The organism is Flavobacterium limnosediminis JC2902 (assembly GCF_000498535.1).
Lineage (GTDB): Bacteria > Bacteroidota > Bacteroidia > Flavobacteriales > Flavobacteriaceae > Flavobacterium > Flavobacterium limnosediminis.
This window is the reverse complement of record NZ_AVGG01000007.1, coordinates 201287-217946: the sequence shown is the minus strand read 5'-3', so window position 1 is coordinate 217946 and position 16660 is coordinate 201287. Positions and strand designations below refer to the sequence as shown.

The 16660-nt window shown below is 38.9% G+C and carries 14 protein-coding genes; 3 read left to right on the top strand and 11 right to left on the bottom strand.

The features are described from left to right. Positions 1-78 precede the first annotated feature (78 nt). Complete coding sequence (locus tag FLJC2902T_RS08220) at positions 79-552, top strand: DinB family protein (RefSeq protein ID WP_035677860.1); 474 nt, start codon at positions 79-81, stop codon at positions 550-552. A 91-nt stretch (positions 553-643) separates the two neighbouring features. On the opposite strand, the gene FLJC2902T_RS08215 is transcribed toward FLJC2902T_RS08220, so the two are convergent. Further along, complete coding sequence (locus FLJC2902T_RS08215; protein ID WP_023579342.1) at positions 644-1141, bottom strand: sll1863 family stress response protein; 498 nt, start codon at positions 1139-1141, stop codon at positions 644-646. Positions 1142-1524: 383 nt separating this feature from the next. Further along, positions 1525-2607 carry an AI-2E family transporter gene (locus FLJC2902T_RS08210; RefSeq protein WP_035677858.1) on the bottom strand — a complete coding sequence of 361 codons (1083 nt, stop codon included), beginning with the start codon at positions 2605-2607 and terminating at the stop codon, positions 1525-1527. A gap of 229 nt (positions 2608-2836) precedes the next feature. Here FLJC2902T_RS08210 and FLJC2902T_RS08205 point away from each other — a divergent pair, with 229 nt between their 5' ends. Then, complete coding sequence (locus FLJC2902T_RS08205) at positions 2837-3166, top strand: YegP family protein (RefSeq protein WP_023579339.1); 330 nt, start codon at positions 2837-2839, stop codon at positions 3164-3166. Between the two features lie 50 nt (positions 3167-3216). On the opposite strand, the gene FLJC2902T_RS08200 is transcribed toward FLJC2902T_RS08205, so the two are convergent. The 7 genes from FLJC2902T_RS08200 to FLJC2902T_RS08165 form a co-directional block, all read right to left on the bottom strand. After that, entirely contained in the window at positions 3217-4245 is a 1029-nt protein-coding gene (locus FLJC2902T_RS08200) for a M28 family metallopeptidase (protein WP_035678064.1), read from the bottom strand. Between the two features lie 65 nt (positions 4246-4310). Then, entirely contained in the window at positions 4311-5390 is a 1080-nt protein-coding gene (locus tag FLJC2902T_RS08195) for a DUF3667 domain-containing protein (RefSeq protein WP_023579337.1), read from the bottom strand. 120 nt (positions 5391-5510) lie between these two features. After that, a complete protein-coding gene (locus tag FLJC2902T_RS08190) occupies positions 5511-6233 on the bottom strand; it encodes an LOG family protein (protein ID WP_394331695.1) in 723 nt (240 codons plus the stop codon). 29 nt (positions 6234-6262) lie between these two features. Continuing rightward, complete coding sequence (gene uvrA, locus FLJC2902T_RS08185) at positions 6263-9094, bottom strand: excinuclease ABC subunit UvrA (protein WP_035677855.1); 2832 nt, start codon at positions 9092-9094, stop codon at positions 6263-6265. A 277-nt stretch (positions 9095-9371) separates the two neighbouring features. After that, on the bottom strand, positions 9372-11192 hold the full coding sequence (locus FLJC2902T_RS08175) for a chloride channel protein (RefSeq protein ID WP_023579333.1): 1821 nt from the start codon (positions 11190-11192) through the stop codon (positions 9372-9374). Positions 11193-11254: 62 nt separating this feature from the next. Beyond that, a complete protein-coding gene (locus tag FLJC2902T_RS08170; RefSeq protein ID WP_035677851.1) occupies positions 11255-11920 on the bottom strand; it encodes a DNA alkylation repair protein in 666 nt (221 codons plus the stop codon). Continuing rightward, entirely contained in the window at positions 11920-12504 is a 585-nt protein-coding gene (locus FLJC2902T_RS08165) for an acyl carrier protein phosphodiesterase (protein ID WP_023579331.1), read from the bottom strand. The genes FLJC2902T_RS08170 and FLJC2902T_RS08165 overlap by 1 nt, the downstream gene beginning before the upstream one ends. 257 nt (positions 12505-12761) lie before the next feature. Here FLJC2902T_RS08165 and glmM point away from each other — a divergent pair, with 257 nt between their 5' ends. Then, positions 12762-14150, top strand: coding sequence for a phosphoglucosamine mutase (gene glmM, locus FLJC2902T_RS08160; RefSeq protein WP_023579330.1), 1389 nt, complete (start codon positions 12762-12764; stop codon positions 14148-14150). 77 nt (positions 14151-14227) lie between these two features. Here glmM and FLJC2902T_RS08155 read toward each other — a convergent pair whose 3' ends face one another. Both FLJC2902T_RS08155 and FLJC2902T_RS08150 read right to left on the bottom strand, forming a co-directional pair. Next, positions 14228-15694: a sensor histidine kinase gene (locus FLJC2902T_RS08155; RefSeq protein ID WP_023579329.1), complete on the bottom strand. Its 1467-nt coding sequence runs from the start codon at positions 15692-15694 to the stop codon at positions 14228-14230. A gap of 43 nt (positions 15695-15737) precedes the next feature. After that, the gene (locus FLJC2902T_RS08150; RefSeq protein ID WP_023579328.1) at positions 15738-16505 is read right to left on the bottom strand and encodes a slipin family protein; all 768 of its coding nucleotides are present in this window, start codon (positions 16503-16505) and stop codon (positions 15738-15740) included. Positions 16506-16660: the final 155 nt, after the last annotated feature.

Genomic DNA, 16660 nt, shown 5'->3' with positions numbered 1-16660 from the left:
AATTGAAATAGGTGCAAAGTGCTTGATATCAGAGAGGAATTAAAAGAACAGGCTGACTTAAATAGGTATATTGTGAAAATGAAAAAAAATGCGGTTAACGCTTTACTTTCGGAATATAAAAAAGCGATTTTGGAGCTGCAAAATGTGATTCGGAATATTTCTGACGAAAACCTTGCTTTAATTGCAGATGCTGAAACCCGCGACGAGGATTGTAAATCGATTCAGACGGTACTTGCACATGTTGTGAATTCCGGATACGGGTATTGCGTTTACATCCGGAACTCGAAAAACGATACTGCGGAACGTCCCCAAAAATTAATTCGTAAATCGGCGGAAGATTACATAACCGACTTGAATACTGTGCTGCAGTTTACAGATGAAACCTTTAAGGAGATTTACGATGAAGACCTGGAACGATTCAGCGAGCCGGAAAAAATGAAAACTTCTTGGGGGCAGTTTTACGATATTGAGCAATTGTTTGAGCATGCCATCGTACACATTTTGCGGCACCGACGACAAATTGAAAATTTTAAAACCAAATTGGCGATTTAATTTAGGAAGCAATCTTTAGGATTATACCATGAGTGCTGTGATAATTAAACCGTTATGCTGATGAAAAGTTTCGGGTAAACCCAAAGCTTTATTATTTATCAGATTTATTTTGGTCATTTTTCAAATTATTGATTGACTTTCCAAGTTCCTCCAATTCATAATCTAACTCCGTTTTAAAGTCCTCCCAATCGCTTTCGGTACTAATGAGGTAACTGTTAAGTTTTGTGTTTAATTCGGCGTTTTTCTTTTCAATCCGATCCACATTTTTCAGATAGGCATCATCGTCTTTTTTAGTTGCTTTTTTTATTTCCGATTTCAAATTGCTGATGCGTTTTTCATAGGCTTTGATTTTCGTATCGGTTTCAGCTTTATAGGCGGCCCACGCTACCTTGTCATCTTCGATAATCTTTTTGTTCCGCATCTCTTCTAAGATGGAGTCTTCCTCAGCTATTTTTGCGGCTTCCTGTATTCCTTCTCGTGTTATTTCATCGACTTCTGTATCATAATCGGCAGAGTCCGATTTACAGTTTATTACTATCATTCCTGCCGTAAAAATTGTTATTACCGGAATGAATATTGATTTTTTCATTTCTTTTACTGTTTAGTTTTCTGTTCTGTAAACCAAAAGATAAAATAGGTTGTACAATTCAAATGAAGAGTTATGTTTTTCGTAAATAGTAGGTTATACTTTGTTTTGGATTCGTTATTAATTTCGATTTTCAATAAACAAAAAAAATTGCCTCAAGAACATAAACCACCAATGACAGAAAGAATCGCACTAAACGCTGTATTGGTTGTGATGACAATACCCGTTTGTAAAATGGTTTCTGTTATTCCGGTTAAATTGTGTTTGAGGCAATCTCTCCTAAAAATTAGAACGAAGATGTAATTTTCAGGTGTAAAGTTAGGAAATTAAAGCAGTAATTGCTGCTTATCTCTTTGTAAATGTGATATAATTATGATTCAATTGTATTACTTGTGAATTTTTTGCTTTAATTGTATGATTTTGGTAATCAGTGAGTTGTGTTTTTTATTGGTTTCCCCGATCAAAAATCCGTAGGGTTTTAGCGGCTCGATATGGTCGCACAGGATTTTAATTATGGCGGTAATCGGGATGGCGAGGATGATACCCGGAATTCCCCAGAGCAGCTGCCCAAGTACAAGGGCTATTATGGTAAAAAGTGAATTGATTTTTACTTGCGGCCCAACGATTAACGGTTCAAGCACAAAACCCTGAATGAACTGAATTACGGCATAAATAGCAATAATTCCGCCAAGCATGGGAAAACTGGCGCCGTGCAATGCAGAAACCAATACAGTAAGCGTGGTGCCGGTTATGTTTCCGATAAAGGGAATGATTTCCAGTAAGCCGCAGAGAATTGCAAAGAAGATTGCGTTTTTAACACCAATGGCACTGAAGCCTATACTGTACATGATCCACAAACACACAATCATTTTTGAAATTCCAATCAGGTATTGCTGTGATATGTGGGAAGCGCTGTAAATAACTTTTTCCAATTCACTTTGTTGCGAAGCAGGTGCAAGTTTGAGGATAAAATTTTTGATGTGAGCGCGGGAATATAATAAAAAAAGAAAATAGACCGATACCAGAACAAAGTTGGTCACAATATAGGCAAGTGAGCCCGCGATTAGCTGCACGATGCTTGTGAATGAAGGCTGTTCGCTTTTCAGTATTTTAAACTGTTCCTCAACAGTAATCCCCAAATGGTCAAAGATATACTGCTGAACATACACTATAGCTTCAATGATTTTATGTTTTATGACGGCGATGTCTGCAATTACTTCGGAAACCTTCAGGGATAAAAGTAGTACTATTCCGGAGATAACAGACAACAATAATAGCAGGCACAAAAAAACGGCCAGTCCTTTCGATATTTTCTTCTTTTCCATCCATTTGCAGACAGGCAAAAAAAGCGTTGCCAAAAGACCTGCTATCAATAAAGGCATCAAAAAGACTTTAGAGTAATACAAACCGGCGACCCCTAAAAAAAGAAGTACTATTTTTTGTATGACCGAAGTATTGTTGATCGTCATAAGAGGATGTTGTTATCTGTTAAAAAACGGTGTTTTATATAACATTGACCGAAAAAACAATCATATAAATTTAGTAATTTTCGGCAAGAATATCTGACAAAGCACAGAAAAAGTTAAGTTTTACTTACTACTGGGCAGTTTTTTGTTGTGAACAGACTTTTTTCTTGAATTTTAAATAAAATCTTACTACTTTAGATGTAATCAATTACTAATCAATAACATTAAATTCATGGGATCATTTTTAATTACAAAGAGAGCAAACGGTGAATTCCTGTTTGTTTTAAAAGCAGGTAACGGACAGGTTATTTTAACTAGTGAATGGTATACCACTAAAGCAGCCTGCGACAACGGAATCGAATCGGTTAGGAAAAATTCGCAGGATGATGCACGGTTTGACCGGTTAGAATCGAAAAACGGAAAACCATACTTTAACTTAAAAGCCACTAACGGGCAAACCATCGGAACCAGTGAGATGTATGAATCGGTTGCCGCCCGTGAAAACGGAATCGAATCGGTAAAGAAAAATGCACCTGATGCTGAGGTAAAAGAAGATTTATAAGTGTATCGATATAAAATGAAAAGCTCCAAAATTAAATTGGAGCTTTTTTATTATTTACCGTCTTTATCAACCACCGGACGATTTTCGCTGTTGGCCAGTTTCCAGGCTAAGGCAAATGCCAGTTTGGCGCGTTTGGCTAACAGATCATACTCTATTTTGTCCGGAGTGTCTGTTGGTTTATGATAATCATCGTGAATTCCGTTGAAAAAGAAAATAGACGGAATTCCTTTTTTAGCAAAGTTATAATGATCCGAACGGTAGTAAATCTGTTCCGGATCGTTTCTGTCGTTGTATTTGTAGTCTAAACGCAGGTTTACGGTTTCTTTGTTCGCTTCTTCGTTCATTCGGTGTAAATCAGAACTCAAGCGATCAGAACCAATAACATAAATATAATTGTTATCATTCGGGTTTAAGTTATCGCGACGACCAATCATATCGATATTGATATCCGCAATGGTATTGGCAAGCGGAAACAACGGATTCTCTGAATAATATCTTGAACCGTGAAGTCCGTGTTCTTCCCCTGTAACATGAAGGAATAAAATGGAACGTTTTGGTCCGTGTCCGGCTTTCTTGGCTTCCATAAACGCTTTCGCAATTTCCATCACACCAACCGTTCCTGATCCGTCGTCATCGGCACCATTGTACACTTCTCCGTTTTTCATCCCCACATGATCGTAATGTGCGGAAATCACTAAAATTTCATCGGGTTTTTCAGAACCTTCAATAAATGCCCAGATGTTTTCAGAATCATTTAATTTCGGACTGAAACCTTTTTTCATGTATTCAGACGGAACTCTCTGGTAGAAACTGTCGGCTCCTTTCGGAAAAGAGATACCCATTTTTTTGTACTGGTTGATAATGTATTCCCCAGCTCTTTTCTGACCTGGTTCTCCGGTATTTCGACCTTCCATTTCATCCGAAGCGATTACATAAAGGTTTTTCTTTAAGTTGTCCGGACTTATGGAATTAAGATAGGTGTCAGGTGAACTTTTTTTACTTTCAGCCAGTTTCTGTTGCGAAGTACAACTCGCAAAACTTAACGAAAGGGCTAAACTCAGAAGGATTATCTTTTTCATATAGACATTGTATTTTTTCATTAGTAGCTAAAACGCAGATTTTGTTTCAAAAAAAAATAGTTTATTTAATGAATGCTGATGAAAGTATATAAACTGTAAAGTATAAGAATGATTAAAAGGGTGATGCTATTGGTCATGAATAAACAGGAACTTTTTATAAAAGAAATTATTTTGCTTTCGCCATAGAGTCTTTTATGGGCTTTGTAAAAATAAATTATCGGCCAAAACATGTAAACTGTCATCAGTAGTCCCTGAATAATTCCGAATATGAGCCAATCACTCATACTTAAAAGCCATTCCAACAGCATAAAAATACTTGTCAGTAAAAGCAGAAATGAAAAATAGTGTAAGGTAAAAATGCCGTGATCAAAATAATACCAACGCTTTTTTCCATGGAGTAACCACAACCAAAAAGCAAAAAGAGGCATGTAGAGAAAAAGGACTTTGGGTAAATTCCGTATAAAAAGTTCTACTCCCTTTTTGAAGGCTTCCCGCATCGTATTGTGTTCGGCAATCGAAACCATTCTTTTGGTAAACCAATAGTGCAGTTTTGATAATCTGTCTTTTTCAGGAAGTGATTTCTGAACCGAATCGAGTTCGCGTACCGATTTAAAACCGGCCATCCAGCCATATTCATCAACTTTTACTATGTTTTTTTGTTTGGGCAGGCTGTCATTGGTAAAATTAATATTCAATCCTTCATTCCCAGGTGTTTCTTTTATTACGATAGGGGCATCATTATTGGTGTACTTAATATTTAATCCTTCTTTTTTGGGAGCTTCTTTTATTACAACAGGGGCTTTTTCATCACCAATATTCATTTTATTTACGGGTATCAGCAAACCAGAGATGAAGAAGGTTACAAAACTTATGAAAATATACAGTTTGATAGGCACGACAAAACTTTTTCTTCTTCCGGAAAGATATTCCCGTGTTAATCGGGCAGGATGGAAGAGCAGGTATTTAATGGTTTTCCAGAAACCGCTGTCATAATGCACAAGATCTTCAACAACATGGGTGAACAGGTAATGGAATGACTTGCGGGTTTCGGTGTTTTCCTGTCCACATTCCGGGCAAAATCGGGCTTCCACTATGGTGCCACAGTTTAAGCATGTTTTGTCTTCCCGAAGTTTTCCTTTACTCATGGTTCAAAAATTAGGTACCGTAAATAAAGTTATGAATTTTTTTTCAAAGAAGTACTTTTCTTATTTTTATAAACGGTTATTTTATAAAAAAAAGCCCTCAAAATGAGAGCTTTATACTTCTTAGAAGTTCGGACTAAGATTGTATTTTTTATAGAAAGTATCAAGAACTTCAAGAACTTCATCTTCAGTATCCACGACTTTTACCAAGTCAAGGTCTTCAATATTGGCATTTTGTTCTTTGTCAATCATCACGTTTTTAACCCATTCCAGTAATCCTGTCCAGAATTCTCTTCCGACCAATATAATCGGGAATTTTCCAATTTTTTTGGTTTGGATTAAGGTAACCGCTTCGAAAAACTCATCCAAGGTTCCGAAACCACCCGGCATAACCACAAACCCCTGAGAATATTTTACGAACATTACTTTGCGGACAAAGAAATAATCGAAATTCAGGTTCTTGTCTTTGTCGATATATGGATTATGATGCTGTTCAAAAGGTAAATCGATGTTTAAGCCCACTGAAGTTCCTTTTCCAAGATAAGCTCCCTTATTTCCGGCTTCCATGATTCCGGGACCACCGCCTGTAATTACTCCGTATCCGGCCTGACTGATTTTATAAGCAATTTTTTCTGCCAGTATATAGTATTTGTTATCCGGTTTTGTTCTTGCCGAACCAAATATGGTAACGCAAGGACCAATCCGCCCCATAGATTCATATCCGTTAACGAACTCCGACATGATTTTAAAAATAGCCCAGGAGTCGTTAGCGCGTATTTCGTTCCAGGTTTTTCTTTTGAATTTATCCTGGATTTTGTCTTCGTCACTTAAAAAGTCGTCTTTCATCATCTTCCCGTTAAATTAGAGTTATACTACTAATTTAATTCTTTTTTCAGAAACTGCGCAGTATAACTTTTCTTATTTTTCACGATTTCTTCAGGGGTTCCTTTAGCGATCAACTCACCGCCGCCTTTTCCGCCTTCGTAACCGATATCGATAATATAATCGGCAAGTTTAATCACGTCCATGTTGTGTTCGATGATCAAAACAGTATTTCCTTTGTCTACCAGCTTGTTAATCACGTCCATCAATACACGTATGTCTTCAAAATGCAGTCCGGTTGTAGGTTCGTCAAGGATATAGAACGTATTTCCGGTATCTTTTTTAGATAATTCGGTTGCCAGTTTGATACGTTGTGCTTCTCCGCCGGAAAGTGTTGTACTTTGTTGCCCCAGCGTAATATAGCCCAATCCTACGTCTTGTATGGTTTTGATTTTACGATAGATTTTCGGAATGTTTTCAAAAAACGGAACCGCTTCATCAACCGTCATTGCCAATACATCCGAAATCGATTTTCCTTTATAACGGATTTCCAGTGTTTCCCGGTTAAAACGTTTGCCCTGACAGGTTTCGCATTCTACATAAACATCCGGAAGGAAACTCATCTCAATGGTTCTCACCCCCGAACCTTCACAGGTTTCACAACGTCCGCCGGAAACATTAAAGCTGAAACGCCCCGGTTTATACCCACGAATCATGGCTTCGGGAGTTTGGGTGTACAAACTTCTGATTTCCGAAAATACATCTGTATAAGTGGCCGGATTGGAACGTGGTGTACGCCCAATCGGACTTTGGTCAATATCAATTACTTTGTCGATATGTTCCAAACCTTCAATTTTTTTATAAGGCTGAGGTTTCTTAACCGCATTGAAGAAATGAGTGTTAAGGATTGGATAAAGCGTTTCGTTAATCAATGTCGATTTTCCGCTGCCCGATACTCCGGTAACACAAATGAGTTTGCCCAGAGGAAGTTCCACCGAAACATTCTTCAGGTTATTACCTGTCGCACCTGTTAGTTTCAGCACATTTCCGTTACCTTCCCGACGTTTTTCCGGAACCGCAATTTCCATTTTTCCGTTCAGGAATTGTGCTGTAATCGTATTTTCTTTGAGTAATTCTGCGGGTGTTCCTATGCTTATGATTTCTCCGCCAAAACGTCCTGCTTTCGGACCGATGTCAATCACATAATCGGCTCTTTCAATCATGTCTTTATCGTGTTCCACCACAATGACCGAGTTGCCGATGTCACGTAATTGCTCCAGTGAATGAATCAGTTTTTCATTATCGCGTTGATGTAATCCGATACTTGGCTCGTCTAAAATATATAAAACACCAACCAATTGTGAACCGATTTGCGTAGCCAGTCGAATACGTTGTGCCTCTCCACCGGAAAGTGATTTAGAACTTCGGTGCAATGCCAGATAATTCAATCCCACATCCACCAGAAACTGTAAGCGGGCTTTGATTTCCTTAACAACTTCTACCGCAATTGCTTTTTGTTTTTCAGATAAATCAGCGTCTAAATTTTCAAACCACGCGCTGAGTTCATCAATATCCATCGCCGATAATTCGCCAATGTTTTTTTCGTTGATTTTAAAATATAAGGATTCTTTTCGCAAACGGGTTCCGTGACATTCCGGACAATCGGTTTCGTCCATGAATTCTTTTGCCCATCGCTTTATGGAAGCCGAACCACTTTCTTCATATTGGTTTTTGATGAAATTCGAAATCCCTTCAAAATCGATTTTATAGTCTTTCGTAATTCCCATTACCTTGGAAACCACCGAGAATTTTTCGTTTCCGCCGTTCAGAATCATGTCCATCGCCGTTTCCGGAATGGATTCTATGGGATCGGTTAATTTGAATCCGTATTTTTCTCCGATAAATTCCAATTGTTTGAAAATCCAAGTGCTTTTCTGTTCTCCCAACGGAGCAAATCCTCCTTGTTTGATGGATAACTTCGGATTTGGAATGATTTTATTCAGATTGATTTCGTTCACCGTTCCCAAGCCGTTGCAATGCGGGCAGGCGCCTTTGGGCGAGTTGAACGAGAAGTTATTCGGCTCCGGATTCGGATAGGAGATTCCGGTGGTCGGACACATTAAATTCCGACTGAAATAACGCACTTCCTGACTTTCCTGTTCGATAATCATCATGATTCCGTCACCATGATACATCGCAACTTTGATGCTTTCGGTCAGACGTTTGTCTAAATCTTCCGTTGTGTCTATCGCCATTCGGTCGATAACGGTTTCGATATCGTGGGTTTTATAACGGTCCACTTTCATGCCGTATTCCAAATCCCTGATTTCACCGTCTACTCGAACTTTTACAAATCCTTGTTTCGAAATCTGTTCAAATAATTCACGGTAATGTCCTTTACGTGAACGGATTATCGGTGCTAATATGTTGATGCGCTTTCCGTTGAAATTCTCGAAAATAAGTTCCTTAATCTGCTCATCCGAATAGGAAACCATCTTCTCGCCGGTGTTATAACTATACGCTTCTCCGGCACGAGCAAACAGTAATCTGAGGAAATCGTAAATCTCGGTAATGGTTCCAACGGTGGAACGCGGACTTTTACTGGTGGTTTTCTGTTCGATTGCAATTACTGGGGAAAGTCCGTCTATTTTATCCACATCAGGTCGCTCCAAACCACCCAAAAACTGACGCGCGTAGGCCGAAAACGTTTCGATGTAACGGCGTTGTCCTTCGGCATAAATTGTGTCAAAAGCCAATGACGATTTTCCCGAACCCGAAAGCCCGGTAATCACCACAAGTTTTTCACGCGGAATGACAACATCAATATTTTTAAGATTATGAACGCGGGCGCCCATAACTTCAATAGTATCCTCGGTATTTAGCATAATTTATTGTGTAGTAGTGCAAAACGCAAAGGTACGGTTTTACAGTGAAATTACAGTGAGGAATAGAAAAGGTTGTGTTTTTTTACGATGGAAATCCTGTTTGTTTTTTCAGAGGTGTTTAATGCTGCTGATTTTGTGTACTTCGCTTACCGTTTAGCCCCGATGGGAGCAGTCTCGTCTTTTGGGACGAGATGCGGACAGCGGGAACAGGGTTTTGGAAAATGCGCAGACCATTCGCTCCAAATAAAAAAAAGTAATTTCGGGTACCAATACTGATTTATTCGATTCTAAACAATTTCAGTTTCTCGCGATACGCATCAAGAATGGCAACTTTGGTAACATAACCCAGGCATTTGTTGTCTTTCAGTACAAACAACTGTGAAGCATTGGAAGATTCAAATTTCTCCATGACCGTTTCCATGATTTCGTCATAATTGACTGTTGCTGCGGGTCTTTCGATGATGTCGCTTAACAAGGTGTATTTCACCTGAAAAGCGTTAAAAATGATAGGGCGAATCGAATCAAAATGAATCACCCCAACAAAAGAATCCTGTTCGTTAACCACCGGAAATACCGATTGTTTTGTTTCCGATAATGATTTCACCACATCATCCAGTTTTGAAGAAGAAGTAATGGAGACAAAATCTGTCTGAATGAGTTTTGATAAATCGATGGAGGAAAGGATATTTTTATCTTTATCAGAGGTGAAAACGGTTCCGGTATTGGCCAGGTTTTTAATATCCATGGAATGTCCTTCCATATTTTTGGAAATAATAAAACTGATGGAAGAAACGATTAAAAGCGGCACCATTAAGCCGTAACCGCCCGTGATTTCTGCAATCAGGAAAATGGCAGTTAAAGGGGAATGGAACAAACCGCTTAAAACGCCAGCCATTCCCACAACAGAAAAATTACTGATTGGTAAATCTTTGTCGATTCCGGTGAGCTGGAAAAATTTGGCCACAAAAAAACCAAGATACGAACCCACAAAAAGAGCAGGTGCGAAGTTACCGCCATTCCCGCCACTACCTAATGTCAGTCCGGTTGCGATTGATTTTATCATCAGGGTCAAGCCGATGAAACCCAATAAAATCCACTGGTTGGATTTATGTCCGTCGAGAATCGTATTTTCGAGTAAGACTCCCGGATTTGCAGACGAAAGCACCTTAATACTTTCATAACCTTCTCCAAAGAGTGTCGGAAAAAAGAAGATCAGCACCGCTAAAATTGAAGCGCCAAACAATGCTTTTTTATAGGTAGCCGATTTGAATTTACTGAAGAAATGCTCCACTTTACGGAAGTTTCTTGCGTGATACACCGAAACCAATCCGGCTAAAATTCCTAAAACGATGTAATACGGAATGTTGTGATAATCAAAGGTAAGCTGACTTCGGAAGGACAGTAAGATATCTTCTTTCAAAACCACAGTCGAAACCAATGCACCCGTTGCTGCCGAAATCATTATCGGAATGAAAGCGGTGACACTCATATCGGCTAAAATCACTTCAATGGCAAATAAAACCCCGGCGATGGGCGCATTAAATGCCGCTGCAATTCCGGCAGCCACACCACAAGCCAATAATAAGGTTCTGTCTTTATAATTGAGTCGGTATTTCTGAGCGTAATTGGATCCGAAAGCCGCTCCGGTAATGGTGATTGGTGATTCCAGTCCAGCGGAACCTCCCATACCCACGGTTAGTGAACTGGTGATGATTTGCGCATACATTTGCTTTTTGGGCATAATTCCGGATTTATTGGCCACCGCAATCATGATTTGTGAAGTTCCTTTTTCGATGCTTCCGTCAAGGAATTTTTTAATGACAAAAGCGGTCAGTAAAATACCGATGATGGGAAGAATACTGTTCGAATACGGCAGATGAAGAATTCCGTCGATATAATTCGCAAAACGGAAAACAGAATGTGCAAATGTTTTTAAAACAATCACCGCCAAAGCGGAAGAAATCCCAACCAATACACAGGATAAGTATAAAAATTGACGGTTACTCAAAACCGATTTCAGTAAAAACAGAAAAGCTTCAAGACGCTTTAATTGTTTGCGCAGCAACAAAATGACTGGTGAAACTTTTTTATTGGGCATTGGTGTATTTTAGATTTTCAAACGAATGAAATGCTAAAATACGTCAATTTTATTTAATGAAATTACAAATTGCGGAGTGCTTCCCGCTTACTGAGGGGTTTTAAGTCGGTTTTAGAAACAAATTCCGTTACGCCTTGCGGGTTGAAACGACTGTAATCGCGCAATGCCCATCCAATGGCTTTCTGAATGAAAAACTCTTTGGAATCTTTGAATTTTTCGCAGATGAAAAACAGTAATTCAGCATCTGTGTTGGCTTTGTAATCCAACTGGAAAAGGATAGCCGAGCGGTTGAGCCACATGTTATCTGAAGTGGAAAAATTTGAAATAACGTTCTCTGTTTCTTCCGGAAACTGAACGAAATAATTCCCTAACAGGTATTTTGCAATCGTGTCCACACTGTCCCACCATGAATGGATGACAATCATTTTCTCGATGAGTTTTATATCTTCTTTAATGTAGAGTTTTTTGAGTTCTTTTATCAGAATCTCTATAGCACAATAATGGAATTCCCGTTCGTTTTTCGAAAATAATTCCCAGGCAATCGCTCTCGAATTTTGCTTGATTTCGTCTTTGTGAATTTTCCAGAGTTCTTTCAGAATTGCTCTGCGCGGCGTGGTTTTGATTCCGAAAAAAGAAAAATTATTTTTCATGTAAGCTTCCATTGGTCCGGCTAACTCAACAGAAGCATTTTGGCGGAAAGCGTTTTCCAGTTCGTTTATGAAATTCATTATAAAACAGCCAGTTTTTGTTGCACATGAGCGCGTAATTCTTCGAAAAAATCGGTGAATTCGGTTTCGAATTCGGTGTAGTATTGTTGCAGTTCGTTTACGGCGTTCTGCATGGAAACCCTGTTTTTTGTGCGATGATCCATCTGAAACAGAATCATCCCTATGCCTTCCACGGTGGCATAACTCGATAACCAGTTCCGACCAATCATAGACGGCATCATACTTTGTGTTTTTGAGTTGAGCCATTCATAATTATCCCTCAGCGAATTGTAAAAACGCTCAGCATAATCCTCTAGTTTTTCATCAGAATAAACAGCCCAGTTTTTCGCCAGAAAATGATCGTAGAAAATATCCATAATCACACCCGAATAATGCCCGTAAGGTTCGTGCAATCTGTGTTTGCTTTGACGGAAAATCGGATGCGCATCGGTAAACGTATCTATGGCACGGTGTAAAAGGATGCCTTTCTGCACATCAATCGGAAACTGCTCATAGTCATGACCGCGAATACCGTCCGCCATAAAATTCCCGATTTTAATCAGATCGTTGTCTCCGGAAAGATATATGTGTGCTAGGAAGTTCATTTAACAAGGTGCTAAGGTTCTAAGAGGCTAAGGCACTGAGGGCTTTTGTAAATATAAAGAAACTTATTTAATTATTTTGCTTTTTTTGCTAGGTACTAAGGTTCTGAGAGGCTAAGGCTCTGGGGTAGTTTTGTAAATATAAAGATAAGTATAAAGAAATGTACTTGTTTTGTTATTTTTTGAAAAAAAACTTAGCCCCTCAGTGCCTCAGTACCTCAGTACCTTTTATATTTGTACTTCCAAAAAAACGAATACATATGACTTTAATAAAATCGATTTCAGGAATCCGCGGAACCATTGGAGGTAAAGTGGGTGATAATCTTACTCCGGTTGATGCTGTGAAATTTGCATCGGCCTACGGAACTTTTTTAAAACAGAATATAGGTAAAGATAAACTAACTGTTGTAATTGGTCGTGATGCCCGTATTTCGGGACCGATGATTCACAATTTGGTGGTAAATACACTTGTCGGACTCGGAATTGATGTAATCGATTTAGGTTTGTCCACAACACCAACTGTGGAAGTGGCAGTCCCTTTGGAAAAAGCGGATGGCGGAATCATTTTAACTGCTTCCCACAATCCGAAACAATGGAATGCCCTGAAGTTGTTAAATGCTAAAGGCGAATTTTTAAACGGTGCCGATGGTGCTAAAATCCTTGAAATTGCCGAAGCGGAAGCTTTTGATTTTTCAGATGTGGATAGTTTAGGAACAATAACAGAAAACGATGCCTACATGGATATTCACATCGATGAGGTACTGAATTTACCATTGGTGGATGCCGATGCAGTTGCCAAGAGAAAGTTCAAAGTTGTTGTGGATGGCGTGAATTCTTCGGGCGGAATCATTATTCCGAAGTTATTGGAGCTAATGGGTGTGGAAGTGGTAAAGTTGTACTGCGAACCCAACGGCCATTTTCCGCACAACCCGGAACCTTTGAAAGAGCATTTGGGTGATATTTGTAAATTGGTGGTGGAAGAAAAAGCCGATTTCGGTGTTGTTGTGGATCCTGATGTGGATCGTCTGGCATTTATTTCCAACGATGGAGAAATGTTCGGAGAAGAATATACTTTGGTGGCTGTAGCCGATTATGTATTGAGCAAAACACCTGGAAATACGGTTTCGAATATGTCATCATCGAGAGCTTTACGAGATATTACTGAAAAACACAACGGAAGCTATCAGGCGAGTGCAGTAGGCGAGGTGAATGTGGTGGAACTGATGAAAGCGACCAACGCGATTATCGGAGGAGAAGGGAACGGCGGAATCATTTATCCGGAAAGTCATTACGGACGCGACAGTTTAGTGGGCGTGGCATTATTCCTTACGCATTTAGCAAATATGGAAATGACGGTAGCCGAGTTAAGAGCATCGTATCCGCAGTATTTCATGAGTAAAAATAAAATCGAACTGACCCCTCAAATTGATGTGGATGCTGTTTTGAAAACGATGACCGAAAAATACGCTTCTGAAAACATTTCAACGATAGACGGAGTAAAAATTGATTTCCCAACGGAATGGGTTCATTTAAGAAAATCCAACACCGAACCGATTATCCGTATTTATACCGAAGCACCAACACAAACCGAAGCTGATGTTTTAGCGGAACGTTTTGTGAGTGAATTGAAACAGATTGCCGGGATTTAATCTGAACTTATTTCATATTTACATATAATAAGAAACCCTGGGTGAGAGCTCAGGGTTTCTTAATTCCAAAATATGACTTACTCATTTTGATCAGTTGAAATCTCGGTCTTGTCTGAAGTTTCTTCACTTGGTAATGTAAAGTAAAAAGACGAGCCATTACCTTCGCTGCTCTCCACCCAGATTTTACCACCGTTTTTTTCCAGAAATCCTTTTACTAATAATAGCCCTATTCCGGCTCCTTTGTTCTCATCTCTTTCTCTGGAGAGTGAGTCCATTTGAGGGGTAAAAAGCTTTTTCTGAATCATTTTTGACATTCCGATTCCATTATCTTTGACTTCTACAACAATGTCTTTTTCCTTTCTTTGGGCAGAAACAGTTATTTCTCCATCAGGCAACGAATGTTTTATAGCGTTTGAAATCAAGTTCTGAAGTATGGAATGCAGCATTTTTACATCGGCAAAAACAGTAATATTCTCATCAATTTCGTTTTTTAGGTGAATTGATTTTGAATTTGTACTGTCACTTAAAAGATCAAAAACTTTATTCACATAAGGAACAAGGGTAATTTTTTTCGGGGAAAAAGCTTCCGAAGCATATTTTATCCTTGCCCATTCAACCAAATAGTCCAACATGTTTAATTCATCTTTCGAAGCTTCTTCAAGTAAGGCAAGCATTTCTTTAATTTCGCTTTGCTCCATTTCCTGAAAATTGGATTTCAGATATTCGGACATACCGATAATTCCGGCTAACGGACTTCTTAAATCGTGCGAGAGAATGGCAAGTATTGTTTCTTTATGGGCAACAAGTTCTTCCAGTTCTTTTACGTCGCTGGTGGCAGATTTCAATTCTGCTGCACGCTTAATTTTTTCTTCGCTTTGGAAAATAATTTCTTTATTGGCAATGATTAACTCTGCTGCTCGTTTTTCTTTCTCTTCGTTTTGAAGGGCAAGTTCCTGATTAGCCATTTCAAGTTCCGTGTTTTTTTGTTCCAGTTGTTGCGTTTGGTATTTTAATTCTGCTTCATATTTATTTCGGTGGGTAACATCGGTGAGAATAATGCTGAGGAGCACGGTATTATCCAGCTCGAAGGTGTTGGCAGATAAGAGTACTGGCATAACAATACGTTTGTTTCCGATAAGGTGAATTTCATCTCTTATATAGCCTTCCCATCCTTTGCTAAATAAGGTTTTTAGATTTTCTTTTGAAATTTCAGCAATAAAATTCTCAAATTTTCCGCCGATCACTTTTTGTAAAGGCTGGTCAAGCATATCGGCAAAACAGGAATTGCAGTATAGAATGATGCCTTCTTTATTAATAGTCACAGCTCCTTCATGCATGTTCTCAATTAAAACATGAAATATTTTATCCGATGTCTTTTCATCCTCAGTAGCGGTATGCTTGTCAGGAACCTCAGAAGCTCCTATGCCTGTTTTTTTTATTTGGTCAATAGTTCGCCTGGCATCAAGTAGCTGTTGCTGAAGTGCTTCGTTTTCTTGTTTTAATTCTTTGTTTTCTTCTGAAAATTTGTTGCTGTTTGCTTTCATTCGGTCATGTTAAATGAATTAAGGCTTAATGAAGTATTTTTAGCTAGTCTGTCGTTTTCTTTCTCGAAACAAGTTCTGTGAAGCTTTTGGCGGCACTTGTAAAATCGGATGGAACTAACACAATGGTGGTGGTGTTGTTGTCGATACCGATTTCAGAAAGCATTTGCATTCTTCGTAATTCAAGCGCTATCGGACTTTCTTCCATTTTCAAGGCACCTTGGGTTAATTTGATGGATGCTTCCAATTCTGCTTCTGCTTTTACGATTCTTGCTCTTTTTTCCCTGATGGCTTCCGCTTCACGCGCCATGGCTCGCTGCATTCCTTCCGGGATTTCAACGTCTTTCATTTCCACCATTTCAATTTTAATTCCCCAGGGTTCGGTGGCAGCGTCTACAATTTTCTGCAAAGTTCCGTTTATTTTTTCCCTTTCCCTTAAAACTTCGTCAAGGCTATGTTGACCGATAATGTTTCGTAGTGCCGTTACTGAGAACTGATACACCGCCTTGTTAAAATCGGCTACTTTTATGATGGCATCTTCCGGATTAGTGATTTTAAACCAAAGCACGGCGTTTACTTTTATGGTGACACTGTCTTTGGTGATGGTTTCCTGCTGTTCGAGATCCACGGTTTTGGTTCGGATGTCTACTTTCTGTTGCCAGTCTATTAATGGAATTATCCAGTACAGTCCGGGACCTTTTACTGCCAGAAACCGACCGAGTCTGAAAACTACTCCACGCTGGTACTCCTGTGCAATGCGAAACCCCGAGAGCAGAATCAAAACGATGATTCCGATGATTTGAATTGCTGTCATGTCTTTATATTATTAAAATTTATTTATCAATGTATTGTCAATTTTATTTTGGTTTACAAATCTTACATAAATTTAAGGCTAATGTTTCCAATAAAAAAATAGAATCGGGAATAATATTGATGAGTAGAGGAATGTAAGTATTTCTTTTTCAATGC